General features: G+C 45.5%; 23 protein-coding genes. 3 read left to right on the forward strand and 20 right to left on the reverse strand.

Translation table 11 applies throughout. The annotated features are described in order from the left end of the window. Positions 1-22: 22 nt before the first annotated feature. Together MKX80_RS19750 and MKX80_RS19755 are read left to right on the forward strand one after the other, a co-directional pair. Positions 23-1,621: an SWIM zinc finger family protein gene (locus MKX80_RS19750; protein WP_182069952.1), complete on the forward strand. Its 1,599-nt coding sequence runs from the start codon at positions 23-25 to the stop codon at positions 1,619-1,621. Next, positions 1,608-4,373, forward strand: coding sequence for a DEAD/DEAH box helicase (locus tag MKX80_RS19755; protein ID WP_154994684.1), 2,766 nt, complete (start codon positions 1,608-1,610; stop codon positions 4,371-4,373). The genes MKX80_RS19750 and MKX80_RS19755 overlap by 14 nt, the downstream gene beginning before the upstream one ends. 38 nt (positions 4,374-4,411) lie before the next feature. Here the strand turns inward: MKX80_RS19755 and MKX80_RS19760 are convergent, their stop codons facing one another. The 15 genes from MKX80_RS19760 to MKX80_RS19830 form a co-directional block, all read right to left on the reverse strand. Continuing rightward, positions 4,412-5,215, reverse strand: a complete 804-nt coding sequence (locus tag MKX80_RS19760; RefSeq protein ID WP_268315664.1) for a YwqG family protein — start codon at positions 5,213-5,215, stop codon at positions 4,412-4,414. A 50-nt stretch (positions 5,216-5,265) separates the two neighbouring features. Next, on the reverse strand, positions 5,266-6,213 hold the full coding sequence (locus tag MKX80_RS19765) for an ATP-binding protein (protein WP_339227452.1): 948 nt from the start codon (positions 6,211-6,213) through the stop codon (positions 5,266-5,268). 11 nt (positions 6,214-6,224) lie between these two features. Then, the gene (locus tag MKX80_RS19770) at positions 6,225-6,890 is read right to left on the reverse strand and encodes a hypothetical protein (RefSeq protein WP_182069948.1); all 666 of its coding nucleotides are present in this window, start codon (positions 6,888-6,890) and stop codon (positions 6,225-6,227) included. Positions 6,891-6,911: 21 nt separating this feature from the next. Continuing rightward, positions 6,912-7,901 carry a tetratricopeptide repeat protein gene (locus MKX80_RS19775; protein ID WP_182069947.1) on the reverse strand — a complete coding sequence of 330 codons (990 nt, stop codon included), beginning with the start codon at positions 7,899-7,901 and terminating at the stop codon, positions 6,912-6,914. Positions 7,902-8,219: 318 nt separating this feature from the next. Then, the gene (locus MKX80_RS19780) at positions 8,220-9,098 is read right to left on the reverse strand and encodes a Cof-type HAD-IIB family hydrolase (protein WP_268342853.1); all 879 of its coding nucleotides are present in this window, start codon (positions 9,096-9,098) and stop codon (positions 8,220-8,222) included. 15 nt (positions 9,099-9,113) lie between these two features. Continuing rightward, on the reverse strand, positions 9,114-9,884 hold the full coding sequence (locus tag MKX80_RS19785; protein WP_154994696.1) for a DeoR/GlpR family DNA-binding transcription regulator: 771 nt from the start codon (positions 9,882-9,884) through the stop codon (positions 9,114-9,116). 142 nt (positions 9,885-10,026) lie between these two features. Further along, positions 10,027-10,692, reverse strand: a complete 666-nt coding sequence (locus MKX80_RS19790) for a transaldolase family protein (protein ID WP_154994698.1) — start codon at positions 10,690-10,692, stop codon at positions 10,027-10,029. A 21-nt stretch (positions 10,693-10,713) separates the two neighbouring features. After that, positions 10,714-11,499, reverse strand: coding sequence for a sorbitol-6-phosphate dehydrogenase (srlD, locus tag MKX80_RS19795; RefSeq protein WP_154994700.1), 786 nt, complete (start codon positions 11,497-11,499; stop codon positions 10,714-10,716). Positions 11,500-11,513: 14 nt separating this feature from the next. Then, complete coding sequence (locus MKX80_RS19800; RefSeq protein ID WP_268342854.1) at positions 11,514-11,885, reverse strand: PTS glucitol/sorbitol transporter subunit IIA; 372 nt, start codon at positions 11,883-11,885, stop codon at positions 11,514-11,516. A 23-nt stretch (positions 11,886-11,908) separates the two neighbouring features. Next, positions 11,909-12,916, reverse strand: a complete 1,008-nt coding sequence (locus MKX80_RS19805) for a PTS glucitol/sorbitol transporter subunit IIB (protein ID WP_154994703.1) — start codon at positions 12,914-12,916, stop codon at positions 11,909-11,911. A gap of 17 nt (positions 12,917-12,933) precedes the next feature. Further along, positions 12,934-13,482, reverse strand: a complete 549-nt coding sequence (locus MKX80_RS19810) for a PTS glucitol/sorbitol transporter subunit IIC (RefSeq protein WP_043925087.1) — start codon at positions 13,480-13,482, stop codon at positions 12,934-12,936. Next, on the reverse strand, positions 13,479-13,922 hold the full coding sequence (locus MKX80_RS19815) for a transcriptional regulator GutM (RefSeq protein WP_154994705.1): 444 nt from the start codon (positions 13,920-13,922) through the stop codon (positions 13,479-13,481). The genes MKX80_RS19810 and MKX80_RS19815 overlap by 4 nt, the downstream gene beginning before the upstream one ends. Next, complete coding sequence (locus MKX80_RS19820) at positions 13,919-14,881, reverse strand: sugar-binding transcriptional regulator (protein WP_268342855.1); 963 nt, start codon at positions 14,879-14,881, stop codon at positions 13,919-13,921. Before MKX80_RS19820 ends, MKX80_RS19815 begins: the two co-directional genes overlap by 4 nt. Positions 14,882-15,102: 221 nt before the next feature. After that, positions 15,103-15,450 carry a single-stranded DNA-binding protein gene (gene ssb, locus MKX80_RS19825; RefSeq protein ID WP_339227460.1) on the reverse strand — a complete coding sequence of 116 codons (348 nt, stop codon included), beginning with the start codon at positions 15,448-15,450 and terminating at the stop codon, positions 15,103-15,105. 104 nt (positions 15,451-15,554) lie between these two features. Further along, positions 15,555-15,926 carry a hypothetical protein gene (locus tag MKX80_RS19830; RefSeq protein ID WP_154994711.1) on the reverse strand — a complete coding sequence of 124 codons (372 nt, stop codon included), beginning with the start codon at positions 15,924-15,926 and terminating at the stop codon, positions 15,555-15,557. 181 nt (positions 15,927-16,107) lie between these two features. Here MKX80_RS19830 and MKX80_RS19835 point away from each other — a divergent pair, with 181 nt between their 5' ends. Beyond that, on the forward strand, positions 16,108-16,521 hold the full coding sequence (locus MKX80_RS19835; RefSeq protein ID WP_154994713.1) for a YwpF-like family protein: 414 nt from the start codon (positions 16,108-16,110) through the stop codon (positions 16,519-16,521). A gap of 40 nt (positions 16,522-16,561) precedes the next feature. Here the strand turns inward: MKX80_RS19835 and mscL are convergent, their stop codons facing one another. From mscL to mbl, 5 genes are all read right to left on the reverse strand, one after another. Next, complete coding sequence (gene mscL / locus MKX80_RS19840; RefSeq protein ID WP_154994715.1) at positions 16,562-16,942, reverse strand: large conductance mechanosensitive channel protein MscL; 381 nt, start codon at positions 16,940-16,942, stop codon at positions 16,562-16,564. A 69-nt stretch (positions 16,943-17,011) separates the two neighbouring features. Beyond that, entirely contained in the window at positions 17,012-17,446 is a 435-nt protein-coding gene (fabZ, locus tag MKX80_RS19845) for a 3-hydroxyacyl-ACP dehydratase FabZ (protein WP_003185902.1), read from the reverse strand. A 194-nt stretch (positions 17,447-17,640) separates the two neighbouring features. Next, entirely contained in the window at positions 17,641-18,468 is an 828-nt protein-coding gene (locus MKX80_RS19850) for a flagellar hook-basal body protein (RefSeq protein ID WP_154994717.1), read from the reverse strand. 43 nt (positions 18,469-18,511) lie between these two features. Next, positions 18,512-19,351: a flagellar hook-basal body protein gene (locus MKX80_RS19855; RefSeq protein ID WP_182071106.1), complete on the reverse strand. Its 840-nt coding sequence runs from the start codon at positions 19,349-19,351 to the stop codon at positions 18,512-18,514. 208 nt (positions 19,352-19,559) lie between these two features. Further along, positions 19,560-20,561: a cell shape-determining protein Mbl gene (gene mbl / locus MKX80_RS19860; protein ID WP_003185909.1), complete on the reverse strand. Its 1,002-nt coding sequence runs from the start codon at positions 20,559-20,561 to the stop codon at positions 19,560-19,562. Between the last annotated feature and the right edge of the window lie 70 nt (positions 20,562-20,631).

Raw genomic sequence — 20,631 nt, forward strand, 5'->3', positions numbered from 1 at the left:
CATTCGGTTAGGAGCGATAGACATGCTTCAAGACATGATCTCAAAAACGGTTGTCATGGATGCAGCTGAACAGTTTAAGCATGTACTGCCGTGCACAGAAGAAAACATTCAGCTCATGAAAAAAGCCCTTATTTTATACAGACAGGATTCCGTCTATCGGGTCAAGCCGATGAGCGGGCATACGGTCAACGCTTACGTCCAGGACGTGGTCCCGGTAAAGGTCTTCATCGACCTCTCCGACGTTAAAAAAAGCAGCTGTTCCTGCCCTGCTCAAAACATCTGCCGGCATGTGCTTGCCGTTTACTTATATCTTTATGCACAATATGATCGATTGGGAACGTTTACGGAGTTTTGGAAAGAAGCGCAAAAACACCGCGAAAACCGGGAGATTCTCGGACAGCTTCAGCGCGGAATGAAGCCCCGCAGCCACACGCTCGATCAATGGACCTCGTTTTTCAAAACGGAATTCAGACGATGGGAGGAGCAAACGCCCAAAAACCAGCAAACGATGCAATACCTTTACTACGGGTATTTTTCAGCTTTAAAAAAGCGGACGCCTGCGGAGCCGGAGCTGAAAAAAATGTATCAAATCCACGCGGCTCTCGCGACATGGCTAGCCATGCATTCGCTCGTCGAGAAAGGGCGCATAGATCCGGAAAAGGATTTTTACACGCTGAATCCTTATATCGAACAGCTGATGGATACGATCTACAGCTCGATCGATGAACTGAAAACATATGCGCTATCGTTCTCCCTTGACCCGTTTTTAGAAAAAACCCCCGGCGTGATTCGGGAACTGCTGCTCAAGAAAGACATTTTCCAGTATGAAAGGCTGCGGATTTTCGGGGAAATCTGGAGTGCGCTTCTGTCCCGGCCAAACTGGCTGAAGCAGGAGCTCGATGTGCTCAACGATAGGGAGCCGTCCCCTGAAATACAATTCGGCAGGCTGCATCTTGAATTTCTGCTGAAAAACGACGATGTAATTCTCGATCAGGCCGGATCGTTTTCACCGGAGATCCTTCCTTATACGTTTCAATGGCTCAGTGTCATGACCGCCAAAAAAGACTGGAAGCGCTTGAAAAAATGGTATGAATACCTTGAGCAGCTTGCAGCCGGCTTCTGCAGACTGGATAAGCCGTACCGGGAAATACGCGATGTATTAAGCGAATTCTTCCTGTTTCTGAGCGATTACAGCAAAAACGCAAAAGAAGAGCATGTATATGAACGGTATTGCAAAAAGTGTCTTCCTTATACGTTTACTGAATACAGCCATTTTTTATATAACAAAAACCGCTTTACGGAGTGGATGGAGATCCACAGCCTTGTCGGTTTTTCAATCTCTGAGATCGGGCAGAACGCCTTGAAAGATATTGCAGCAGCGGCTCCTGAAGCATTGATTCCTTCCTATCACAGAGAAATTTCCGGGCTGGTTGAACAAAAAAACCGCTCAAGCTACAAAGAAGCCGTCAAACAATTAAAAAAGCTGCGCACCCTTTATAAAAAATCGAAAAAACAGGATGTCTGGAACCGGTTTATGGAGCAGTTTTCAGCCCGCTATAAACGGCTGAGAGCCTTCCAGGAGGAGCTTAAGAAAGGAAAGTTGATCGATGGCGAGTCTTAAGGAAATCGTGATACATGTTGAACAATCAGAAGACTATACATTCATTTTATCTTGTCATGACGGGGATCATCAGTTTCTCGCGCGGAATGAAATGGAAAGGCATTTGTTTCAGTGGCACGAATCGTCTTTTTACGGAACGTTTCTCGAAGATGCCGATTTAGATACTCCGGCGGTTCTGCTGTCCCCGTGGATGGCGGTCGAATTTCTCGGCAAAAACTCATTTAATTCTTACAGCGACATCATCCTCACCGAGGAAACTGAACCTTTGATGAAAACGGCTTCCACCATTTATGAGTTTATCGCAGATGAAGACTTTCTTCCCGACTATGAAGCATGGAAGCAAGAGGTGCTGCGCTGGAAAGATAAAGAAGGGATTTTGGAAGGCTATACAGCTGAATGGTTTTCACACGCTGTCGAAGACTACATCAACTACAATGACGAGTTAAAAGCAAAATGGGAATCGATTGTCGCACATTCTCCCGCCGTCACTACATTTCAGGGACACTTTCTCGATGAAGACGATTTTCTTGAAACGATCGGCTGGCATGAAAACCCTGTGCCGTTTACCGTCGGACTCCGCTTAAATGAACCTGACTTTGACGGAGACGATTGGAAAATCGAACTGTTTTTGCGCGACAAAAAAAGCGGCGCCATTCAGTTCTTTGAAGGCTTGAACAGGCTGAAAAAATCTTGGCAGACATACGCTGATAAAATCGCCCGTGAACAAGACAGATTCCGCCAAATCGTGCCCTGGCTGACGATCGAATCGGGGACGACGCTTTTAACGGAAGAAGAAGCATGGATCTTCCTATCAGAAGCAAGCGAAACACTTGTCAGCATGGGGATTGAAATTCTGCTGCCGTCATGGTGGCAAATCGTGAGAGACAGCAATATGCTGCTGAAAGCGAAAGTGTCATCGGCTCCCCGCGGCGAGTCTTTTGTCGGAATGAATGCATTGATGGACTTCAACTGGCGTTTTGCTACTAATGGAATCGAACTCACAGAGGAAGAATTCGAGCAGCTTGTCGCCAATAAAAGACGGCTTGTCAACATACGCGGACAGTGGATCAAAATCGATCCGAATTTTATCAAACAAATGAAAAAGCTGATGGAGCGAGCAGAAACAGAGGGGCTTCATATGTCTGACATCCTGGCGCGCGAGCTGACGGAGCGGAGCGAAACCCGCGAGGATGATGATCTGTTCGATGCTTCCGCATTCAGCGATGTGCGGTTTGAACTCTCCTATCAGCTGAAAAACATGATCAGAAAGTTGAGCCAGCGCGATGATCTCCCGTCATACCCGGTCAGCAAATATTTTCACGGAACGCTCAGAGCTTATCAGGAAGACGGTTTGAACTGGCTGATTTTTCTCAGAAACTGCGGCTTCGGCGCCTGCCTGGCAGATGATATGGGGCTCGGAAAGACCATTCAAATGATCGCATATTTCGCCTATTTAAAAGAACAGGGACAACAAACGCCGTCTCTCATCATTGCACCGACTTCCGTCCTCGGGAACTGGCAGCGCGAGCTTGAGACCTTCGCGCCCGGCCTGACGGCAGCGCTCCATTACGGGCCAAAACGCCCTAAAGGTGAAGCGTTTCAGGAATCTTACAAAGATGCGGATATCGTCTTGACGTCATACGGCCTCGCCCAATCCGACTTTGACGATCTCAGCAGCGTCGCCTGGAACTGCATCTGCCTTGACGAAGCCCAAAACATAAAAAATGCGCACACGAAGCAATCCCGTTCAATCAGAAAACTGAAAGGCCTGCATCATATCGCGCTCAGCGGGACTCCGATGGAAAACCGCCTGACGGAGCTGTGGTCGATCTATGATTTCATGAACAAAGGCTATCTCGGAAGCCTCGGCAGCTTCCATAAGCGTTTTGTCCTGCCGATTGAAAAAGACCGCGACGAAAAACGGATCGAACAGCTCCAGCAGCTGATCAAACCATTTTTATTAAGACGGACAAAGCAGGACAAGGAAGTCGCGCTCAACCTGCCTGAAAAACAGGAAGAAAAAGAGTTCATCCCGCTCTCCGCAGAACAGGCTTCACTATATGAACAGCTTGTCAAAGATACGTTTGAACATATGTCAAGCCTTGCCGGAATGCAGCGCAAAGCTCTCATCTTAAGCATGCTCGGCAAGCTCAAACAAATCTGCGGCCACCCTGCCCTTTACTTAAAAGAGACCGGGAGCGAGCTCCTTAACGGAAGGTCAGTCAAGCTCGAAAAACTGCTGGAGCTGACGAAGACGATTCGCGAAAGCGATGAAAGCTGCCTGATTTTCACCCAATATCTCGGGATGGGAGATATGATGAAGCGCCTGCTCGAGAAGTCATTCGGCGAACCGGTCAAGTTTCTGAACGGCAGTTTATCCAAGCTTGAACGGGACAAAATGGTGGAGCAGTTTCAGAACAAGGAATTTCCGATTCTGATCTTATCATTAAAAGCCGGGGGCACAGGCCTCAATTTGACGGCCGCCAATCACGTCATCCATTATGACAGATGGTGGAATCCCGCGGTTGAAAATCAGGCTACAGACCGCGCCTACAGAATTGGACAGAAACGGTTCGTCCACGTTCATAAACTGATCACCACCGGCACAATTGAAGAAAAAATCGACCAAATGCTCGAATCGAAGCAATCGCTCAACGATCAAATCATCCAAAGCGAAAATTGGATCACCGAGCTTTCTGAGCATGAACTCGAGGAGTTATTTACCCTGAACGCTTCGGCTATTACGGGTTAAATAAAACAGCTGTCTGCTATAGACAGCTGTTTTTTTCGTTAATGACAGTCCCAATTATACAATACGTTTGAAAAGTCCTTATTCTTTAAATCATCAGGCCTTATAAAAAAATTGGCAATCCCGACATCTCCCCACATAGCATCAATGTCCTCATCAGAATCAATTTGCAATAGCAGAACGGTATGTTCTTGATAATCGCCTTCTCTCGGATCATCTTGCGTGAAGGCTGCATAGCCCCCGATCTTATGGGAAAAGCCGCCGTGCATTTCATGGTATTCATCAAACACCGTTTCCTCTTGATCGCCGAATTGCTCAAAGAATGTCCAAGCATCCGTTCCTGCGTATCGCTCAAATTGAAAGTCAGACGCAGAGACAAGTTCAAACCCTATGTCAGGCGTGATTGAAGCTTCGCATCCAATCGGAAATGCCAGCTCATCCTCAAGCTTCACAAACGAAAAGTCGTCGACAAGCTCGTCTTCATTTTGGGTGATATTCTCAAAATATTTGATGCAAAAACTCGACTGTTCACACGGATCGTCAAAATTCAAACCGTAAACATCATCACTGACCGAAATGAAAAAAAGCAGAATCCCGGATTCCGGGAAATTCTCAAGGCGGGGCATGTCTGAAAAATTAATTTGCGCAAGCAGTTTCATCGGCTTTCCCTGTGAATCCACAGGATACTGTTCAGACTTTGGAAAATAAGGATCGCCGGCCAGTTTGCTTTCATATCGGCCTGTTTTTCCTTTTCTCGTGTTCAGCCTCAAAAAATCCCGCGCTGATTGTTCGAATTGCCCGCGGTATCGGGCCATTTTTTCTGGTAATTGAAACGGCTTTTTCATTTTTGTCATTCTCCTTTTGATCGGGTGATCCTTTAAAATGTGGAGGTAACCTATTTCAGCTTGGTCCTCTTCATATAATCAAGAACGGATTGATATTCTTTATTCGCATCACTAAACATGGCGTAGTTTTTCGCTGTTGAAAACCACTCAAGCGTTGAAGGCACTCTCCCTTGAAGGCTGGTTTCAAGATCTGTTTGTTGGACAGGCGACAGCTTTCCTTGCCGAAGCGACCGTTCGATCGCCTGATCTAAAGCATCGCTGACCAACTGTTCTAAATCAGCCCCCGAAAAATGGCAAGTCTTTTTGGCGATTTTCAGTGCATCAATCTGATTATGCGGCTTGCCGGACAGCTTTAAATTTAAAATGTCGACACGTTCTTCTTCGGATGGAGGCGGCATAAATACCATCTTATTAAATCTGCCGGGACGGCGTAAGGCAGGATCTAAATACCACGGTGTATTCGTTGCACCGATCACATACACGCCGTCATTAAACGACCCTAAACCGTCTAATTCTATCAGCAACTGATTGACCAGCACCCTGTCATGATGCTGGCTCATTCCCTGCCGATTCCCCCCGATTGAATCAAGCTCATCAATAAAAAGAACGCAAGGACTGTTATCACGCGCTTTTTCAAAAATGTCATGCAGATTATGTTCACTCTGCCCAACATACATGGACAATATCGCCTGAAGCTCCAAGTGTATAAAGTTTGCTTGGATCTCTCCGGCAATCGCTTTCGCGATAAATGTTTTTCCGCATCCCGGCGGGCCAAACAGAAGAAGGCTTCCTCCCGTCGCTTTTCCAAACGCTTTAAAATACTCAGGATTTTGCAAAGGCAAAATAAAGTCCATGTTGATTTTCTTTTTAATGTCTTCTAATCCGCCGACATCAGCAAAAGCTTCACAGTGCTGTTCTAATTCGGTTAAAGCATGTTGATGTTGATCAAACTGAATGACTTTCACCTTTGCGCGTTTATCCGTGTCATCCCTCTTCATATTTATCCTTCCTATCTATGATTTGTACCGTTTAAGATCCTTTTCATCACTTTATAGTTCGCCTTGGAACCCGCATGTTTTTCCAGCTGGGCCTGATCTTTCTTTTTGATTCCGCTTCTTTCAATATGTATTCCTTGCCGCTGCAGGAGCTTGTCAAGTTCGTCCGCTTTATTGTAAAACTCGTCAGACAAGGCGGCATCGATTTTTTTTCCGTCGTTTAGCGTCAGATCATACTTCAGGTAAAGTGCGCCTTTTAACCCTTTTTGATAATAGGCATGGACAGAAGTGACATCCTCCATATCGTAATGTTTGGTGCTGGAGATTAGTCCTTCTCTTATGACAATGCTGTTTTTCCCAATATTTTGATATTGAAAAAAGGCATTGCATAGCAGCGTCAGCCCTACGACTAGAAGAATCAAGGATAAAGGAGGCTGCAAACGCCCTTGATAGCCTTTGGATGTTATCACTTTTCTAACGGTGTAAGGTATACAAATGAAGGTCAGCAACAGGCTGTAAAATATGCTTACATCAGAGCAAAAAAGCATGTTGTCGGAAGCCGCCAGCATTTTCATTTGAAGATTCCCAAATCGGTCATACAAAGACATCGTGCCGACAAAACTAAGCAGTCCAAAAAAAACAAAAAATAGGGTTCCCGGTTTATCTTTACGTATTTCCATTATTTCCACTCTTTCATTCATTTAAAATATCAATCTGCATAAGAATGATATGATCCCTATCACAATCATCAGCAATACAATAAGGATCCAAATCGGTGTGTACCTCAAAAATGTGAGGACCGAACTTCCTCGCATCTGTTCGGGCAATTTTCGCTGCATGAAGGCTCCCGCCAGCCCATTCATCATATAAGGTGTACTGTAGACGAGAAACAGGTATGGAATCGTAAGCCACTTGAAGACCAATGTCACAATGACAAGAAGCGGCCAAAACAACACCGGTTTTTTAACACGAAGTTTTTCATGGAATCGCCTGATTTTCAACGGGAATTTCATAAACCAAAAATTACACATGTTGTATAACGCTAAATTGGGTACAATCCCTGGATTGTTCGGATTGATTTGTAGAGCTCTTTTGTTTAAAGTCAATGCTTGTGCATAATCTCCTCTTCTATATGCCGCAGAAGCGGCCATTCCCGTGATCATGGCATCATCGGCATTTTGGGCGAGCGCTCTGTCTGAACACGCCCTTGATAATCCATCCTCAAAAAACACCGCCAAAATCTCACTGTATACGACAAGAGAAAATGGATCGTCAGGTTCTAATTCCACTGCCTTTTCTATATAAAAACGCGATTTTTCATACTCATTTTTATCATGGAAAAGAAATTGAGCGTGCATTGCATAAGTGTAGTGATAATCGGGGTACTCTGAAATCATTATTTCATTTATTTCCTCATGCTCTTCGTACATTCCCAATTCATAGTATGCAAGAGTCAAGACAGCCAAAATTTCAAAGTTCATCGGATCTAAATTTAAAGCCTCTTTTGCAAACTGTACCGCTTTTTCATATTCTTTTGCATTAAAATATATATTTGAAAGCAATTGATAGCCTTCGTATGAGTCGGGGTAGTTGGATAAAAACTGCTCTGCTTCCTTCAAGGCTTCCTTTGTTTTCCCCCACTTTGAAAGCCGCTCTGCTTTCTCATACATTATACTCATTTGATTATCCAAATCGATCACCTGTTATTTACTCTTTTTCAATGAGTTCTAGTATCTTTTTCTAATAAGAGGATTTAAACTAATCAAAAAGTCACCTTCCATTCTTACAATTTGAAATAATAGTTAAATAGTAACAAACATCACCAGATCAAACAATGAATAAAAAGTAACGAAAATAATATCCCACGTTCACGAGGCAGCGTTAAAATAAATAAAGGCCGCCGACATTGTCGGCGGCCCGCGGATCAATAACATCCGCTGCTTAACCGCACTCCTTCAATCGTTACGCTGCCGTGTACGGCATCACGCCGATTTGAAAGGATGTACGAATTAAACCGGTTTGACTTGCTGTTTAATCAGCTGATGCAGGATGTGAGCGACGCCATTTTCATCATTAGTGAGCGTTACCTCATCAGCCATCTCTTTAATGTCTTCGCGCGCATTGCCCATGGCAAAGCTTTTCCCCGCGATCTTCAGCATCGAAAAATCATTGAGGCTGTCTCCGACGGCAGCTGTTTCCTGAAGGGAAATGCCGAGCTTGCGTGAAAGCTTCTCCAATGCAAGCCCTTTTGACGCCTGAAGATGCTCAATTTCAAAGTTATGCTCGGCTGAAGTGACAAGTGTAATATCTTGTGCATCTTCAAATTGCTGCCAGCCTGTTTCCAGTTTTTCTTTATGAAAAGAAAAAGCTAATATGTTATATACATTGACATCCTTTCCGGCTAAAAACAGGTCGGTATAGGAGCTGATGTACGCGTATCCATTTTGGCTGAGCTGCTGTTCAGCCGCGAGTTCCAGCCTTGAAAGATCGGCCTCGGGATTTGCGCTTTTCAAGCGGTCCAGCTCAATGTCAAGCAGCTCGCGGCCGTTTTGCGGCGTGAAGATCGCTTCATCGCTGAATACCTCATAATAGTAATTCTTTTCTTCAAGCCATTGAAGAATTCCTTCCGCCCGTTTCCGGTTAAGCGGCACCGAGTGGTAAAGACGGCCTTCAGGATCATGAATCACCGCTCCGTTGGCACTGATAATCCATGTTTTAATACCTGTCGGCTCAAAAATCGCTTGCACATCAAAGGATGCTCTCCCCGTGGCAACCACTACTTCAATCCCGTGTTCCCGCGCTTTTTTAATCGCATCGATGTTTTCCTTTGAGATCTTGCTTTCACTGTTTAACAACGTCCCGTCTAAATCGACAGCAATCATTTTCATCTGCTGTATTCCCCCTTAAGTATCGTGATGTTCAGCCACGAGCAGCTCCACATCGTGCTCATCAAGCAGCTTCTGAAACGGTTTCGACGGCAGCCGGTCTGTAATGAGAAGGTCGATGTCACCTAGTTCAGCATACCGGTAAAAATCCGTTCTCCCGATTTTCGAATGGTCGGCAAGCGCTATGACTTGCTTCGCTTGGGAAATCATTTTCCGCTTCACCATTCCGTCCTCCTCATGGGCGATTGTAAGCCCGTGTTCAGAAACCCCCACCACGCCGATCAGTGCTTTATCAACATGATAGCATGACAGCTTTTCAATGACGGATGCGCCGTACAAAAAGCGGTGCTCTTTTTGAAGCTTTCCTCCAAGCAGGTGGATATCAGCCCCTTTTCTAGAGGAAAGAACATCTGCAAGGTTAATCGAATTGGTGATGATCGTGCAATTGACATCCGGCAAATGCTCGGCGCATGATTGGACAGTCGTGGAAGCGTCCAAAATAATGCGGTCGCCCTCTCTGATTAAAGAAGCGGCTGCTTTTCCGATCATGCTTTTTTCTTCGGAAACCATGCCCAGCCTGCCCGAATAGTCTTTGACTTCATCATGAACGGTAGGCAGAATCGCCCCGCCCCTTGTTCTGATAATAGCACCTTGCTCTTGCAGTTTGACCAGATCCCGCCTTGCCGTATCTCTTGAAACTCCGAATAAAGAACAAATTTGTTCAACGGAAATCCGTTTATGCTCTTTTAAATAGTCGATGATGGAAATTAGCCTTTCCTCTTGATACACTCGATCATTCCTTCTTCACGCAAGTAAAATTCATTATTTATAAGTGATTATAAGCAATTCTGCCGAATAAATCAAGAGTATATAAGTAATTGTAAGCAAAAATAAAGCCTGAGGCCGGTTTCCCGACCCTCAGGCTCGTACGCTAAATTGAAAATGTTCCATATTGAGAGTGCCAAACTTCACGAAACACATGGATATCACGGTCTGCAGCCGGATGATCAGCCAAATGGCTTAAAAGCTCGGGACTGATTGTCGCCTCATGACTCCCCGCTTCCATGACGGCAAGAATTTGACGGTTATGTTTAAAGCTTGCCGCAAGCACTTTGCAATTTAAACGGTATGTGTGGAATAAGCCGACAATCGATTTGACAACGCCCGCCCCATTACCATACTCCTGATCAATACGATTGACATAAGGCGCGACATAGGAGGCGCCGGCTTTTGCCGCCAGTACAGCCTGTGCAGCGGTATAAACCGTTGTCCCTGTGGTCTGGATGTTTTCAGCCGCAAGCTTTCTGATCGCGTAAAGTCCTTGAGCTGTCACCGGAATTTTCACCGACACGTTTCCATCCAGCCAGTTATAGAGCGCCTTCGCCTGATCGACCATATCCCGCCATTGGTCGGCGATCACCTGGGCATGGAGAGGCAGCTGTTCGGGAAGGAACCGCCGAATATCTTGAATCTGCTGTTTAAAGGGCTGCTTTTCCCTTGCGATCAGCGTCGGGTTTGTTGTGACGCCGCCAGCGGGAAATGAATCCAGCAATCTTTCAATCTCCGGTATATGCGCTGAATCAATCAGCATGTTCATTATTGCGTCCCCCTTCGTGTTTTAATGCATGACCTGCCCTCCGGTTACATTGATCGATTGACCCGTCATATAGGATGCCTGGTCAGAAGCATAAAACAAGATGGCATTGGCGATGTCATCATACGTACAGCCCCGCCCAAGCGGCACTTTTTCGGTGTACACGCGCTCTACTTCACTCTCCGGAATGCCGAGCTTTTTCGCGTATTGCGGGATCAAGCTTTGGAACATCGGCGATTTCAACAAATTCCCCGGCATAATGCTGTTCACGCGAATGTTGTGTTCGGCAAGATCAAGCGCGAGGCTTTGAGTGAGACCGACGCCTCCAAATTTGGAAGCTGAATAAGCTGTATTATGCTTGCTGCCGACTTTTCCCGATTTGGAGTTGATTTGAATGATTGACCCGCTTCCCTGCTTAATCATGACCTTTGACGTTTCCCTCGCGCAAAGAAAATACCCGGTCAAATTGACTTCGATGGTCCGTTCCCAGTCTTCTAGCTCAAAATCTGTGATCTTATTGCTTTTGGCGATTCCCGCACTGTACACCATCACATCGATTTTTTCGAATTCGTCCGTGACCCTGTCGATCATTTTTTTTACATCGGCTTCCTTTGTAAAATCCGCTTGAATCCACAGCGATTTGACCCCGTATTGACCGGCTGCATAATCAGCCGTTCTTTCGGCGTTCTCGCCGTTGATGTCTGCGACCGCGATGTCATATCCCGCCTCTGCCATGCGGTAGGACAGCGCTTCTCCGAGACTTTGTCCGCCGCCGCATATCAATGCCACTTTTCCTTTATTCATCTCCATATAGCACCCGCTCCTTATGAGAATCTTTTAACTTGAATACAGTCTCCTGCTGAAACCGCCGGCATTTGTTCTTTTCGTTCAAGGTACAGTGTTCCCGGCAGCTCGGCTGAAGCTGACCCGTCAAATTTCAGCGTAATATGCCCGAGATTCGCCAGGTTCTGACGAACGGCTCCGCCAACGGCTGTGATTTTGTAGGACTCGCCGCCAAGCAAAAGCTCATCGCCTTCCTTGAATTCGGCTTCTACAGGATTTATATCAATTGATAAACAATAATCTTTCAATTCATCCGGAGCACCTTCGCCAAATAAGATGAGCATCTTTTCATCTGAAAATGCCGCTGCTTGAACTCCTATTCTGTTTATTTTTGTTTCATACAGCATGACCATTATTCTCCCTCCTTAAGAAAACCTCAGCTGTCATACATGCCAAAGCTGGCCAGCCAAGCAATGAAAACGGTTGGCGCCCCCGTCAGAAAACGCGAATACAGCACCGACGGCACCCCGACTTCAACCGTTTCGACTTCCGCTTCCGCAAGACCCAGACCGACTGGAACAAAGTCGGCAGCGGCTTGCGAATTGATCGCAAATAACGCCGGCAGCGCCAAATTCGGCGGAATGTTTCCTTTGCCAATCTCGACGCCGATCAGAGAACCGACAACTTGTGCAATCACCGCCCCCGGTCCAAGGAACGGGGAAAGCAGCGGAAATGAACAAACAAGCGAGATTAATAGCAATCCGGGCAGTGAGCCTGCAAATGGTGATAGATATTTGGCAAAAATGTCTCCGATACCTGACTCTTTAATGATGCCGATCAATAGAGCCACAAAAGCCATGAACGGAAGAATTGTTTTGATAACGGTTTCAATCGCTTCCCGTCCCGCTTGATAAAACGTGCTGACGACCGATCCCATGGCCATCCCGATTGTCGCCATCATCCCTTTCGGTGACTGCTGTTCACTAATTTTTTTCTCTGTGCTATAATGGTTGTGTTTATTTTGTATTTGTTTTTCTTCTCGAATATTAGACTGTTCAGGCTCCTCCACAGCTCCCAGCAGTTTAATATTCTCTTTTTTTACTCCGGAAACATATATATCTTCTGTAATATGGGCGGCAAGCGGTCCGCTTTTCCCGATCGCCATCACATTGATCGTCGGAATTCGCTTTTGTGGATAAAGTCCGCAGCGCAGCGTCCCTCCGCAGTCGATGATCACAGCAGCCATTTCGCTTTCAGGTACAGTCGTTTTAAAGCCGTCGACCAGGGTGCATCCCGTCAGCTCAGCTAAATGATCCGCAAAATCTGGTTTGTTTCCGCCGGTAACGTACACGATTTTATTTCTCTCTTCATCAGGCGTGATCACCAGAGGCCCGCCAAACCCTCCCGGCCCTTTTGAAACTTCAACCGAACGATAGGAACTCATCTGTATACCCGCCTTTCTTATTTAAGATCAATCGAATCTTTCAAGGCAATGCCCTGCTGTTTCGCGACATAAGCCGTTGTCATATCCGTTACCCAGCCCCTGAGAAAGTTTGTCACAATCCCGACCAAAAGATAGCGGAGAGCAAGCTCTGTCGTTTCATGCCCCAGCGTCGTAATCCCTGCGGCAATCCCGAGGAAAACAAACAGCTCGCCCGGATTCACGTGCGGGAAAAGTCCGTTATGCGTGTGACAGGAATAAGATGCAGCCGCATAATAACTCGGTTTGTATTTTTCAGGCAAGAACCTGCCAAGCGACAGCGTCATTGGATTTGCAAGCATGAACGTACCGATGACAGGCAAAACCATGTATCTGGTCAATGGATTTTTTCCCGACTTCCTCGCGAGCGCTTCGACGCGCTTTTCTCCTATCAGGCGTATCAGGGCATTCATGGCAACAAGCAGCATAATCAATAAAGGAACGATGTCTGTAAGCATACTGACAAACACTTCTCCGCCATGCCTGAATAAATCCATAAACTTTTCCGCAAGCCATGTTACGTTTTTCATATTTCACCTCTTTTTTTAATTTGAAAGCTCATTAGTTTTTGAAGCCGTGTTTTCTTCTGCGGGATATCACCCCCTTTCGTGATGATGTCGAATGTTCTCAAGGCATCTTCAATTGCAAGACGTGTGAGGCGATCGTGCCGGGCAAGCTCCGCTTGTCCGATCTTCAGCAAATACTTTCCTTCAAACCCTTTTAAAGGCCTGATTCTTGAAAAGACGGTGACACCTTGCATTTTTGATGCCTTCAAAATTTTATTGCGTTTGTCAATGACAAACAGGACGACCGTTCCGGCTCTGAATAAGCCGGTCTTTCTTCCGACTGCGACTCTCCCCATACGTCTGTACGCGGCGAATGTTCGGTTGAAATGCCTGATTTGCCAGAAACCCAAAACGCTTTGGAGAAGCCATGCAGCTCCAAGAGCGATGATAAAGTAAATGATCATGATTGGTTTCTCACCTCCTCGGCAATTTCTCTGGCTGTTTCGGCAGTTGTCACTAAAATATTAATATAGCGGCCTTTTGCAGCCCCAATAATGGAAGGAACTTTTTCATGGGATTCGGCAAGACCGATGGAATACTCCAAATCCTTTAACCGGTTGATGTCTATCGCGATGGTTCTGTCATGAATCTCTGTTTCTACTAATGCTCCCGAACGATCAAAGAAGCGCGAGCATATATCTCCGACTGCATGTTTTTCTTCAAGGCGCTCGATATCCTGGTCGCCGTAAAATCCTGTCCAGATCATATTTGAAGAACTAAGCGGCGCCCCGATTCCGACGGCTGCCACGGTAAGGCCGTTCCACAGACTTTCTATTTTTTTGAAATAGTGGGACTTGACGATTTCCTCTTTCGTTTCTTTTTTTTCGACAACGGCTGCCGCATCTATAAAGTAGGGCGTGCCTCCAAAGTCACCGGCAATGCTGTAGACAATGCTGTTCACGTGATATTTCGTATCCATGGCGCCCGGACCGCCGACAAGCGGCACGAATGAAGCACTCCGTTTTTTGACGCCGTGAAACTCCCCGATCATTCCCGCCATCGTCGTCCCCCATGCGAAGCCTACCGTATCCCCGTCTTTCACAACGCGTTTTAAGATTTCGGCTCCGGCTTTGCCGACGAGTTTCTTCTTGTCTTCAGCTGTTTGTTCCGGTTTTGCTTCGCATATGTACACTTCTTTAAGCCCGAGCAGCTGTTCGAGCTCCCGTTCCAAATCATAGTGTGTCCCGACATGGTCATCGATCGTGATTTTAACGATTCCTTCCTCACGCGCTTTTTTCAGCATGCGTCCGACCGTTGTTCTGTATATCCCTGTTGCTTTTGCAATCTGGCTCTGTGTCATATCCTCTTCGTAGTACATTTTGCAGACTTTGACTAGAAGGCGTTTATCATCCTTTATTTCCATAAGATCACCCTTCTTTTGCACATTTGTGCAAGTATTAGTCATTTGTTGTTGTATTCGCTTACATTATACATTCGGAATTTTTGGACGTCAATTTAAATTTGTCTATTTTTTGTCTAAAATAAAAAAAACCGGTCATTGAAAACCGGCCATAAAGGGGGATAAAAAAGGGGATATTGATTGATTTTTTTTAAGAAAGGCGTTTATAGAAGGAATCTTGCGGTTTAAGCATCCGCCGGCTCATGCGCTTTTCGGCTTTCTCCCAAAATTCTGACTGACCGGGCGACAACTTCTGTAATAAAGACGCCTTCGCCTTCTGAATTGACGTATTGGCGGGTCTGGATTCTTCCGCTCAGCCCGATGATGGAGCCTTTTTCGCAATATTCGGCTGTGTTCACGGCAGTTTTGCGCCACAGCGTGCAATTGACAAAATCCGCTTCAATTTCGCCTGCTGCATTTTTGAAAGGCCTGCTGACAGCCAGCGTCACATTTGCAACAGGGACACCGTCAGATGTATACCGAAGTTCGGGGTCTTTTGTCAAACGCCCGACCAGCATGATCTCATTAAACATTTCGTCCCTCCCTCCCTGTTCGGGTATCCCCAGTTTATAAGAGATCGGTTTTTAAGCAAAATCCTCATAAAAGAAAAATAACCCGGAAAAAACCCGAGTTCATGTCATAATTTTTGCTTTTTTCTGCCATTAATCAAAAAAATCATTTCTTTGTTATTAGAGAAATACGTATTTTTCAGAAACTGAAAAAAAACAGGAGATGACAGCCACCGCTCTGAGTATACGCGGACATATGAGCCCCCGTCCCAAGCATACAGACGGAATGACAACTCTTTCTGTTTAAGCGTTACTTGAAATTCGTATATTTCCATTCTGTCCTTTGTTTCATAGCGAAACACGATGCCTTCATTCGCATACGTGCTGATTTCGTGCTTTTTGTTACCGGCTGAAAAGCAAATCATAGGCATATATTGACGGCAGTCAGCAGCTGGATTGCTTGCGATCACAAATACTTCCTTTAAGTAAAAATGGTTCATAAGTCACCTCCTGCTCAATATCACCTAAAGTATAAATAAAAATAAAGCATTATAAAATACTTTTTGCAAAATTTAAAATATGAATATGCTCCTATTGCAGAAGCAAACCAGGGTCAAGAGTTCTCCCAAGCGAATGTGCTATAATGGTTATACAACTATGGAAGCTTGTGAGGTGATACTAGTGAAAACCTTTAGGCTTATTGATTTAAAAATTGTCCGCCAGGATGAAACTTCAAAGCGGCTTGAGGAGTTCCCGCTGATCGACGGCCTTATCATTAATAAAGAAGACGGAGAAAACCACTGGATGGTTGAAGGGCTGGTTTCGAAAGAATACCGGTATTTTTTCGAATACCTCCTTCAGGAAGGCAAAGAAGTGAAAGCATATGTAACGATCACGAAAAAAAGCAACCGCCCCGCACAGCTGTTAGCGAAGGTCAAAAAGATCACGGTGCTTGGCGAGCATGTTTCCGTCTTATTGGACGGCAAAATGGTCAGCTCAAAGCTGAGGAAAGGCTCCGACAAGATTTTGGAAGATTTAATGAAAGAAGGATATTCCGGAGACCGGCTTCTTGAAGCATTTAAGCAAAATATATAGAAAAGGCTGTCTTCGCCGGACAGCCTTTTCATTTATAGTTCTAAGAATGTCTCGTCTGCTCTTTTAACAGATCCCGTATTTCCTTAAGCAATTCTTCCTGCGGATCAGGAGCAGCTTTTTCTTCTTCGGCATCCTTCTTCTTCAGCTTCGAGATATAACGGATAAATAGAAAAATGGAAAACGAAATAATAAAGAAATTGACGATCGACTGAATGAATAACCCATATTTAATTTCAGCATCAACAAATGTGAACGACAGCGCGGAAAAATCCAGGCCTCCAAGCAGAAGGCCGAGGAGCGGCATCATCAAATCATTGACAAGCGAAGTTACGATTTTACCAAAAGCGCCTCCTATGATGACACCAATTGCAAGATCGATTACATTTCCCCGAATCGCAAAGCTTTTAAATTCTTTCCACATGAATGATCACCTTTTCGCTTTCATGATAAAAAAACAAATGGGCTTTTACGAAAACCCATTCTGTTTACATTATTCCTGCTTTTCACCAAGAGAGAACATCAATTCGGCTTCACACACGACTTCTCCGTCTACTTTTGCGACTCCTTTTCCTTTGCCAATGGAACCGCGGAAACGAAGCACTTCAAGCTCAAGATGAAGCTGATCGCCCGGTTTTACCTGCTTTTTGAAGCGGCAGCTGTCAATTCCCGCAAAAAACGCGAGCCTTCCTCGGTTTTCTTCCTTCATCAAAAGCGCCACAGCACCCACTTGCGCAAGCGCTTCAACAATTAAAACGCCAGGCATCACCGGATAATCCGGAAAGTGTCCGTTAAAGAACTCTTCATTTACTGTCACATTTTTATAACCCGCGGCCCGTTTTCCTTCCTCTACTTCTGTCACACGGTCTACCAGCAGAAAGGGATAGCGGTGGGGAATGATTTCTTTAATTTGCTGAGCATCAAGCATTGCCTTGACATCTCCTTTTTCGAAAAATATGTATAGAATGATATGTCAGTGCCTTATTCTGTACATCTGGAAGTATATTATGAAACGGAATCTTTTTCAACAAAAGATGAGACACAACCGGTTTATAACGCTGAAAATGAAAATAAAAAAGAGCCTGAACCAAACGTCGTTTGGCCGGCTCCTGTTTTGCTGTGCTAACGTACTGAATTGATCAGCCCCATCATTTGATCGCCCATCGTGATGGCGCGGGAATTCATTTGATAAGAACGCTGCGAAGAGATCAGATCGGTCATTTCCTTCGATACATCGACATTTGATGCTTCAAGGAACCCCTGTTTTAAAGAAATGTCCTGCCGTCCGGCTCCGTTCAGATTGATAAGAGCTGTTGCTCTCAATTCATCGCTGACAGAAAAAAGATTGCTTCCTTCCTCCGTAAGAGCCTGAGGTTTGACAGCCCGGACGATCCCCAGGTTAAAACGCAATGGCGCTTCTCCCTGATTGTCTGACGAAACGGTGACACTTCCCGAATCGTCGACTTTGATGTGTTTATAGCGCTGATTGAAGCGGATGGCATTTCCGTTTTCATCAAGCACGGCATGCCCTTCTTTCGTCACCAGCTGCATCTGGTTGGCGTTCCCCGCCGCAGGCGTTAAGTAAAATGCCCCGTCTCTTGTATATTGCACTTCCCCGTCGACATTGACCTGGAAGTACTGATAAGGAGAAGTCAGTGCAATATCAAGATCGCGGCCCGTCTCCTTAAGGCTTCCCTGTTTATGCGTCAGCCGGTCGGTCATGACGGCTCCGACGCCGAGGCGAAGTCCGGGCGGCGTCTTTCTGCTTGCCGCTACTTCATTATTTTTCTCGTTTACTTGTTCAATCTGCTGCCTGATCAGCTCCGAAAAGCTCGTGTTTTTCGCCTTATATCCCGTTGTATCGGTGTTTGCAAGATTATGGCTGATATTATCAATTTGTTTTTGCAGTTCAAACATTGTGTTTGAAGCGGTGATCATGGATCTAAGCATCGTTTTTCCACATCCTCCATTTACGCTGATCGCGATCGGTCATTTATCCGATCCTTCCAATCTCATTGGCCGCCTTTTCCATGCTTTTATCATAAGCCTGAAGAACTTTTTGGTTGGCTTCAAACGAGCGGTAGGCAGCGGTCATTTCCGTATAGGCTCTCGTCACGTCGACATTCGACCGTTCGGTCATCCCCTGCTTGACAGAATAAGTGACTTCAGGATTGCCGACTGCGCTTGGCAGCGCCTCACCGTTTTCAGTACGGTACAGATCATCGCCTTCTCTTGCTAAATTTCTCGTATCGAGCGCGATTCTGACATCGATCCTTCCCAGGTTTTGGCCGTTTTCAGTCACCGTTCCGTCCTCAGCGACTTGAAAATTCTCGCTTCCCACCGTAATCGGCCGGTTTTCCGTTGAAAGGACGAGTCGGCCGTTTATTGTCAATTCATTATTTTCGTTTAAAGAAAAACGGCTGCTTCTTGAATAGCGTACATCCCCATTTTCAAGCCGGACCGCGTAGAAAAGTGCTGCTTTATCGTTTGTTTCCCCGTTAACCGGAACTTCAGTTTCGCTAATTGCGATATCTGTCGGCTCATTCGTGCTTTGCAGATCGCCTTGCGAGAATTGGGGCTTCAGTTCCTGCATATAAACCCCTGTATTGATAGAACCGATTGGTGTCTGTGTTGAAAACGAACGCGAAGCGCCGCCGGCCTTGAAAGAATCGGATTCAATCCGGCTCAAAAGCATTTCCGGGAAAGAACGGATTGACCCTTGGTCTTCTTTATATCCCGGCGTATTTGCATTCGCGATATTATTCGTCAGCATCTCTGTGCGGCGCTGCTGGGTGATCATTGCTGAAGTTGCTGTATAAAGTCCTTTTAACATCATTTCACCTCAAATATGTGTCATGCTCCAGAGTTTCCTATCGAAAAAAACTCTTTTGCAAAAGGCTTGCAATTTATATTTGCTAATATAGAACATTTGTTCTATAATGGTATTCAAACATATTACTCTTTTTATCGGCAGCCGTTCAGCTCCTTTAAAGCATTTCACATAAAAAAACCTCATTCTAAAAAAAGAATGAGGCTTCTGATCAGCTCAGTTTGCGCTTAGGAAGCTTGTCCATGTTATCAAGCATGACACCCGTACCGACTGCCACACAATCCATCGGATTTTCAGCAACGAGAACCGGCACTTTCAGTTCTTCGGCAAGAAGCTGGTCAAGACCGTTTAACAATGCGCCGCCTCCTGTAATGATAACGCCTCTGTCGATAATGTCTGCTGACAGCTCAGGCGGCGTTCTTTCGAGCACCTGCTTGGCAGCCTGCACAATGACAGATACAGATTCGCGCAGCGCTTCTTCCACCTCTTTGCTCGTTACCGTAATGGTTCTCGGCAATCCTGTAACCATGTCGCGGCCGCGGATGGAAATTTCCTCGTGACGTGCGTCTGGGAAAACAGTTGCGACTTTAATCTTAATGTCTTCGGCTGTCCGTTCGCCTATGAGCAGCTTGTACTCGCGTTTGATGTAGTTTAAGATTTCAAGATCAAACTTGTCCCCAGCCATTTTAATAGAAGAGGCGGTGACAATATCGCCCATTGAGATGACTGCGATATCTGTCGTTCCACCGCCGATATCAACTACCATGTTTCCGCTTGGCTGGAAAATATCCATTCCCGCTCCGATTGCGGCTACCTTAGGTTCTTCCTCCAAATACACATGCTTTCCGCCGCTTTTTTCGGCAGCTTCTCTAATAGCCTTCTGCTCTACAGAAGTAATATTTGTAGGGCAGCAAATCAGCATGCGCGGCTTTGAGAAAAGACCTTTTACATTCAGCTTGTTAATGAAATGCTTCAGCATGGCTTCTGTTACTTCAAAATCGGCAATGACGCCGTCTTTTAATGGACGTATCGCAACAATATTCCCAGGTGTACGTCCTACCATTCTCCTTGCTTCTTCACCGACAGCGAGCACTTTCCCATTGTTTTTGTCAAGAGCAACGACTGATGGTTCATTTAAGACAATACCTTTTCCTTTGACATGGATCAGCACATTCGCTGTACCAAGGTCAATACCAATATCCCTTGCAAACATCTATCTATATCCTCCTCGAAATCTGTTTCACAGCAATGTCCACATTCTGCCCTAATTATATATTTTATCA

The organism is Bacillus sp. FSL K6-0972, from assembly GCF_037976035.1.
Taxonomy (GTDB): Bacteria; Bacillota; Bacilli; order Bacillales; family Bacillaceae; genus Bacillus; species Bacillus haynesii.

What these genes read in the sequence shown, in the direction of transcription:
- MKX80_RS19760 (WP_268315664.1), bottom strand. Translation starts at nt 5,215, where the DNA reads ATGAAAAAGCCGTTTCAATTACCAGAAAAAATGGCCCGATACCGCGGG.
- mscL (WP_154994715.1), bottom strand. Translation starts at nt 16,942, where the DNA reads ATGTGGAAAGAATTTAAAAGCTTTGCGATTCGGGGAAATGTAATCGAT.
- MKX80_RS19790 (WP_154994698.1), bottom strand. Translation starts at nt 10,692, where the DNA reads ATGAACATGCTGATTGATTCAGCGCATATACCGGAGATTGAAAGATTG.
- MKX80_RS19800 (WP_268342854.1), bottom strand. Translation starts at nt 11,885, where the DNA reads ATGGTCATGCTGTATGAAACAAAAATAAACAGAATAGGAGTTCAAGCA.
- MKX80_RS19810 (WP_043925087.1), bottom strand. Translation starts at nt 13,482, where the DNA reads ATGAAAAACGTAACATGGCTTGCGGAAAAGTTTATGGATTTATTCAGG.
- ssb (WP_339227460.1), bottom strand. Translation starts at nt 15,450, where the DNA reads ATGTTTAATGAGATCATGCTGGTCGGGCGTTTGACAAAAGACCCCGAA.
- MKX80_RS19815 (WP_154994705.1), bottom strand. Translation starts at nt 13,922, where the DNA reads ATGATCATTTACTTTATCATCGCTCTTGGAGCTGCATGGCTTCTCCAA.
- MKX80_RS19755 (WP_154994684.1), top strand. Translation starts at nt 1,608, where the DNA reads ATGGCGAGTCTTAAGGAAATCGTGATACATGTTGAACAATCAGAAGAC.
- MKX80_RS19805 (WP_154994703.1), bottom strand. Translation starts at nt 12,916, where the DNA reads ATGAGTTCCTATCGTTCGGTTGAAGTTTCAAAAGGGCCGGGAGGGTTT.
- srlD (WP_154994700.1), bottom strand. Translation starts at nt 11,499, where the DNA reads ATGGAGATGAATAAAGGAAAAGTGGCATTGATATGCGGCGGCGGACAA.
- MKX80_RS19770 (WP_182069948.1), bottom strand. Translation starts at nt 6,890, where the DNA reads ATGGAAATACGTAAAGATAAACCGGGAACCCTATTTTTTGTTTTTTTT.
- MKX80_RS19855 (WP_182071106.1), bottom strand. Translation starts at nt 19,351, where the DNA reads ATGTTAAAAGGACTTTATACAGCAACTTCAGCAATGATCACCCAGCAG.
- MKX80_RS19830 (WP_154994711.1), bottom strand. Translation starts at nt 15,926, where the DNA reads ATGAACCATTTTTACTTAAAGGAAGTATTTGTGATCGCAAGCAATCCA.
- MKX80_RS19780 (WP_268342853.1), bottom strand. Translation starts at nt 9,098, where the DNA reads ATGAAAATGATTGCTGTCGATTTAGACGGGACGTTGTTAAACAGTGAA.
- MKX80_RS19765 (WP_339227452.1), bottom strand. Translation starts at nt 6,213, where the DNA reads ATGAAGAGGGATGACACGGATAAACGCGCAAAGGTGAAAGTCATTCAG.
- MKX80_RS19820 (WP_268342855.1), bottom strand. Translation starts at nt 14,881, where the DNA reads ATGGAAATAAAGGATGATAAACGCCTTCTAGTCAAAGTCTGCAAAATG.
- mbl (WP_003185909.1), bottom strand. Translation starts at nt 20,561, where the DNA reads ATGTTTGCAAGGGATATTGGTATTGACCTTGGTACAGCGAATGTGCTG.
- MKX80_RS19750 (WP_182069952.1), top strand. Translation starts at nt 23, where the DNA reads ATGCTTCAAGACATGATCTCAAAAACGGTTGTCATGGATGCAGCTGAA.
- MKX80_RS19850 (WP_154994717.1), bottom strand. Translation starts at nt 18,468, where the DNA reads ATGCTTAGATCCATGATCACCGCTTCAAACACAATGTTTGAACTGCAA.
- fabZ (WP_003185902.1), bottom strand. Translation starts at nt 17,446, where the DNA reads ATGCTTGATGCTCAGCAAATTAAAGAAATCATTCCCCACCGCTATCCC.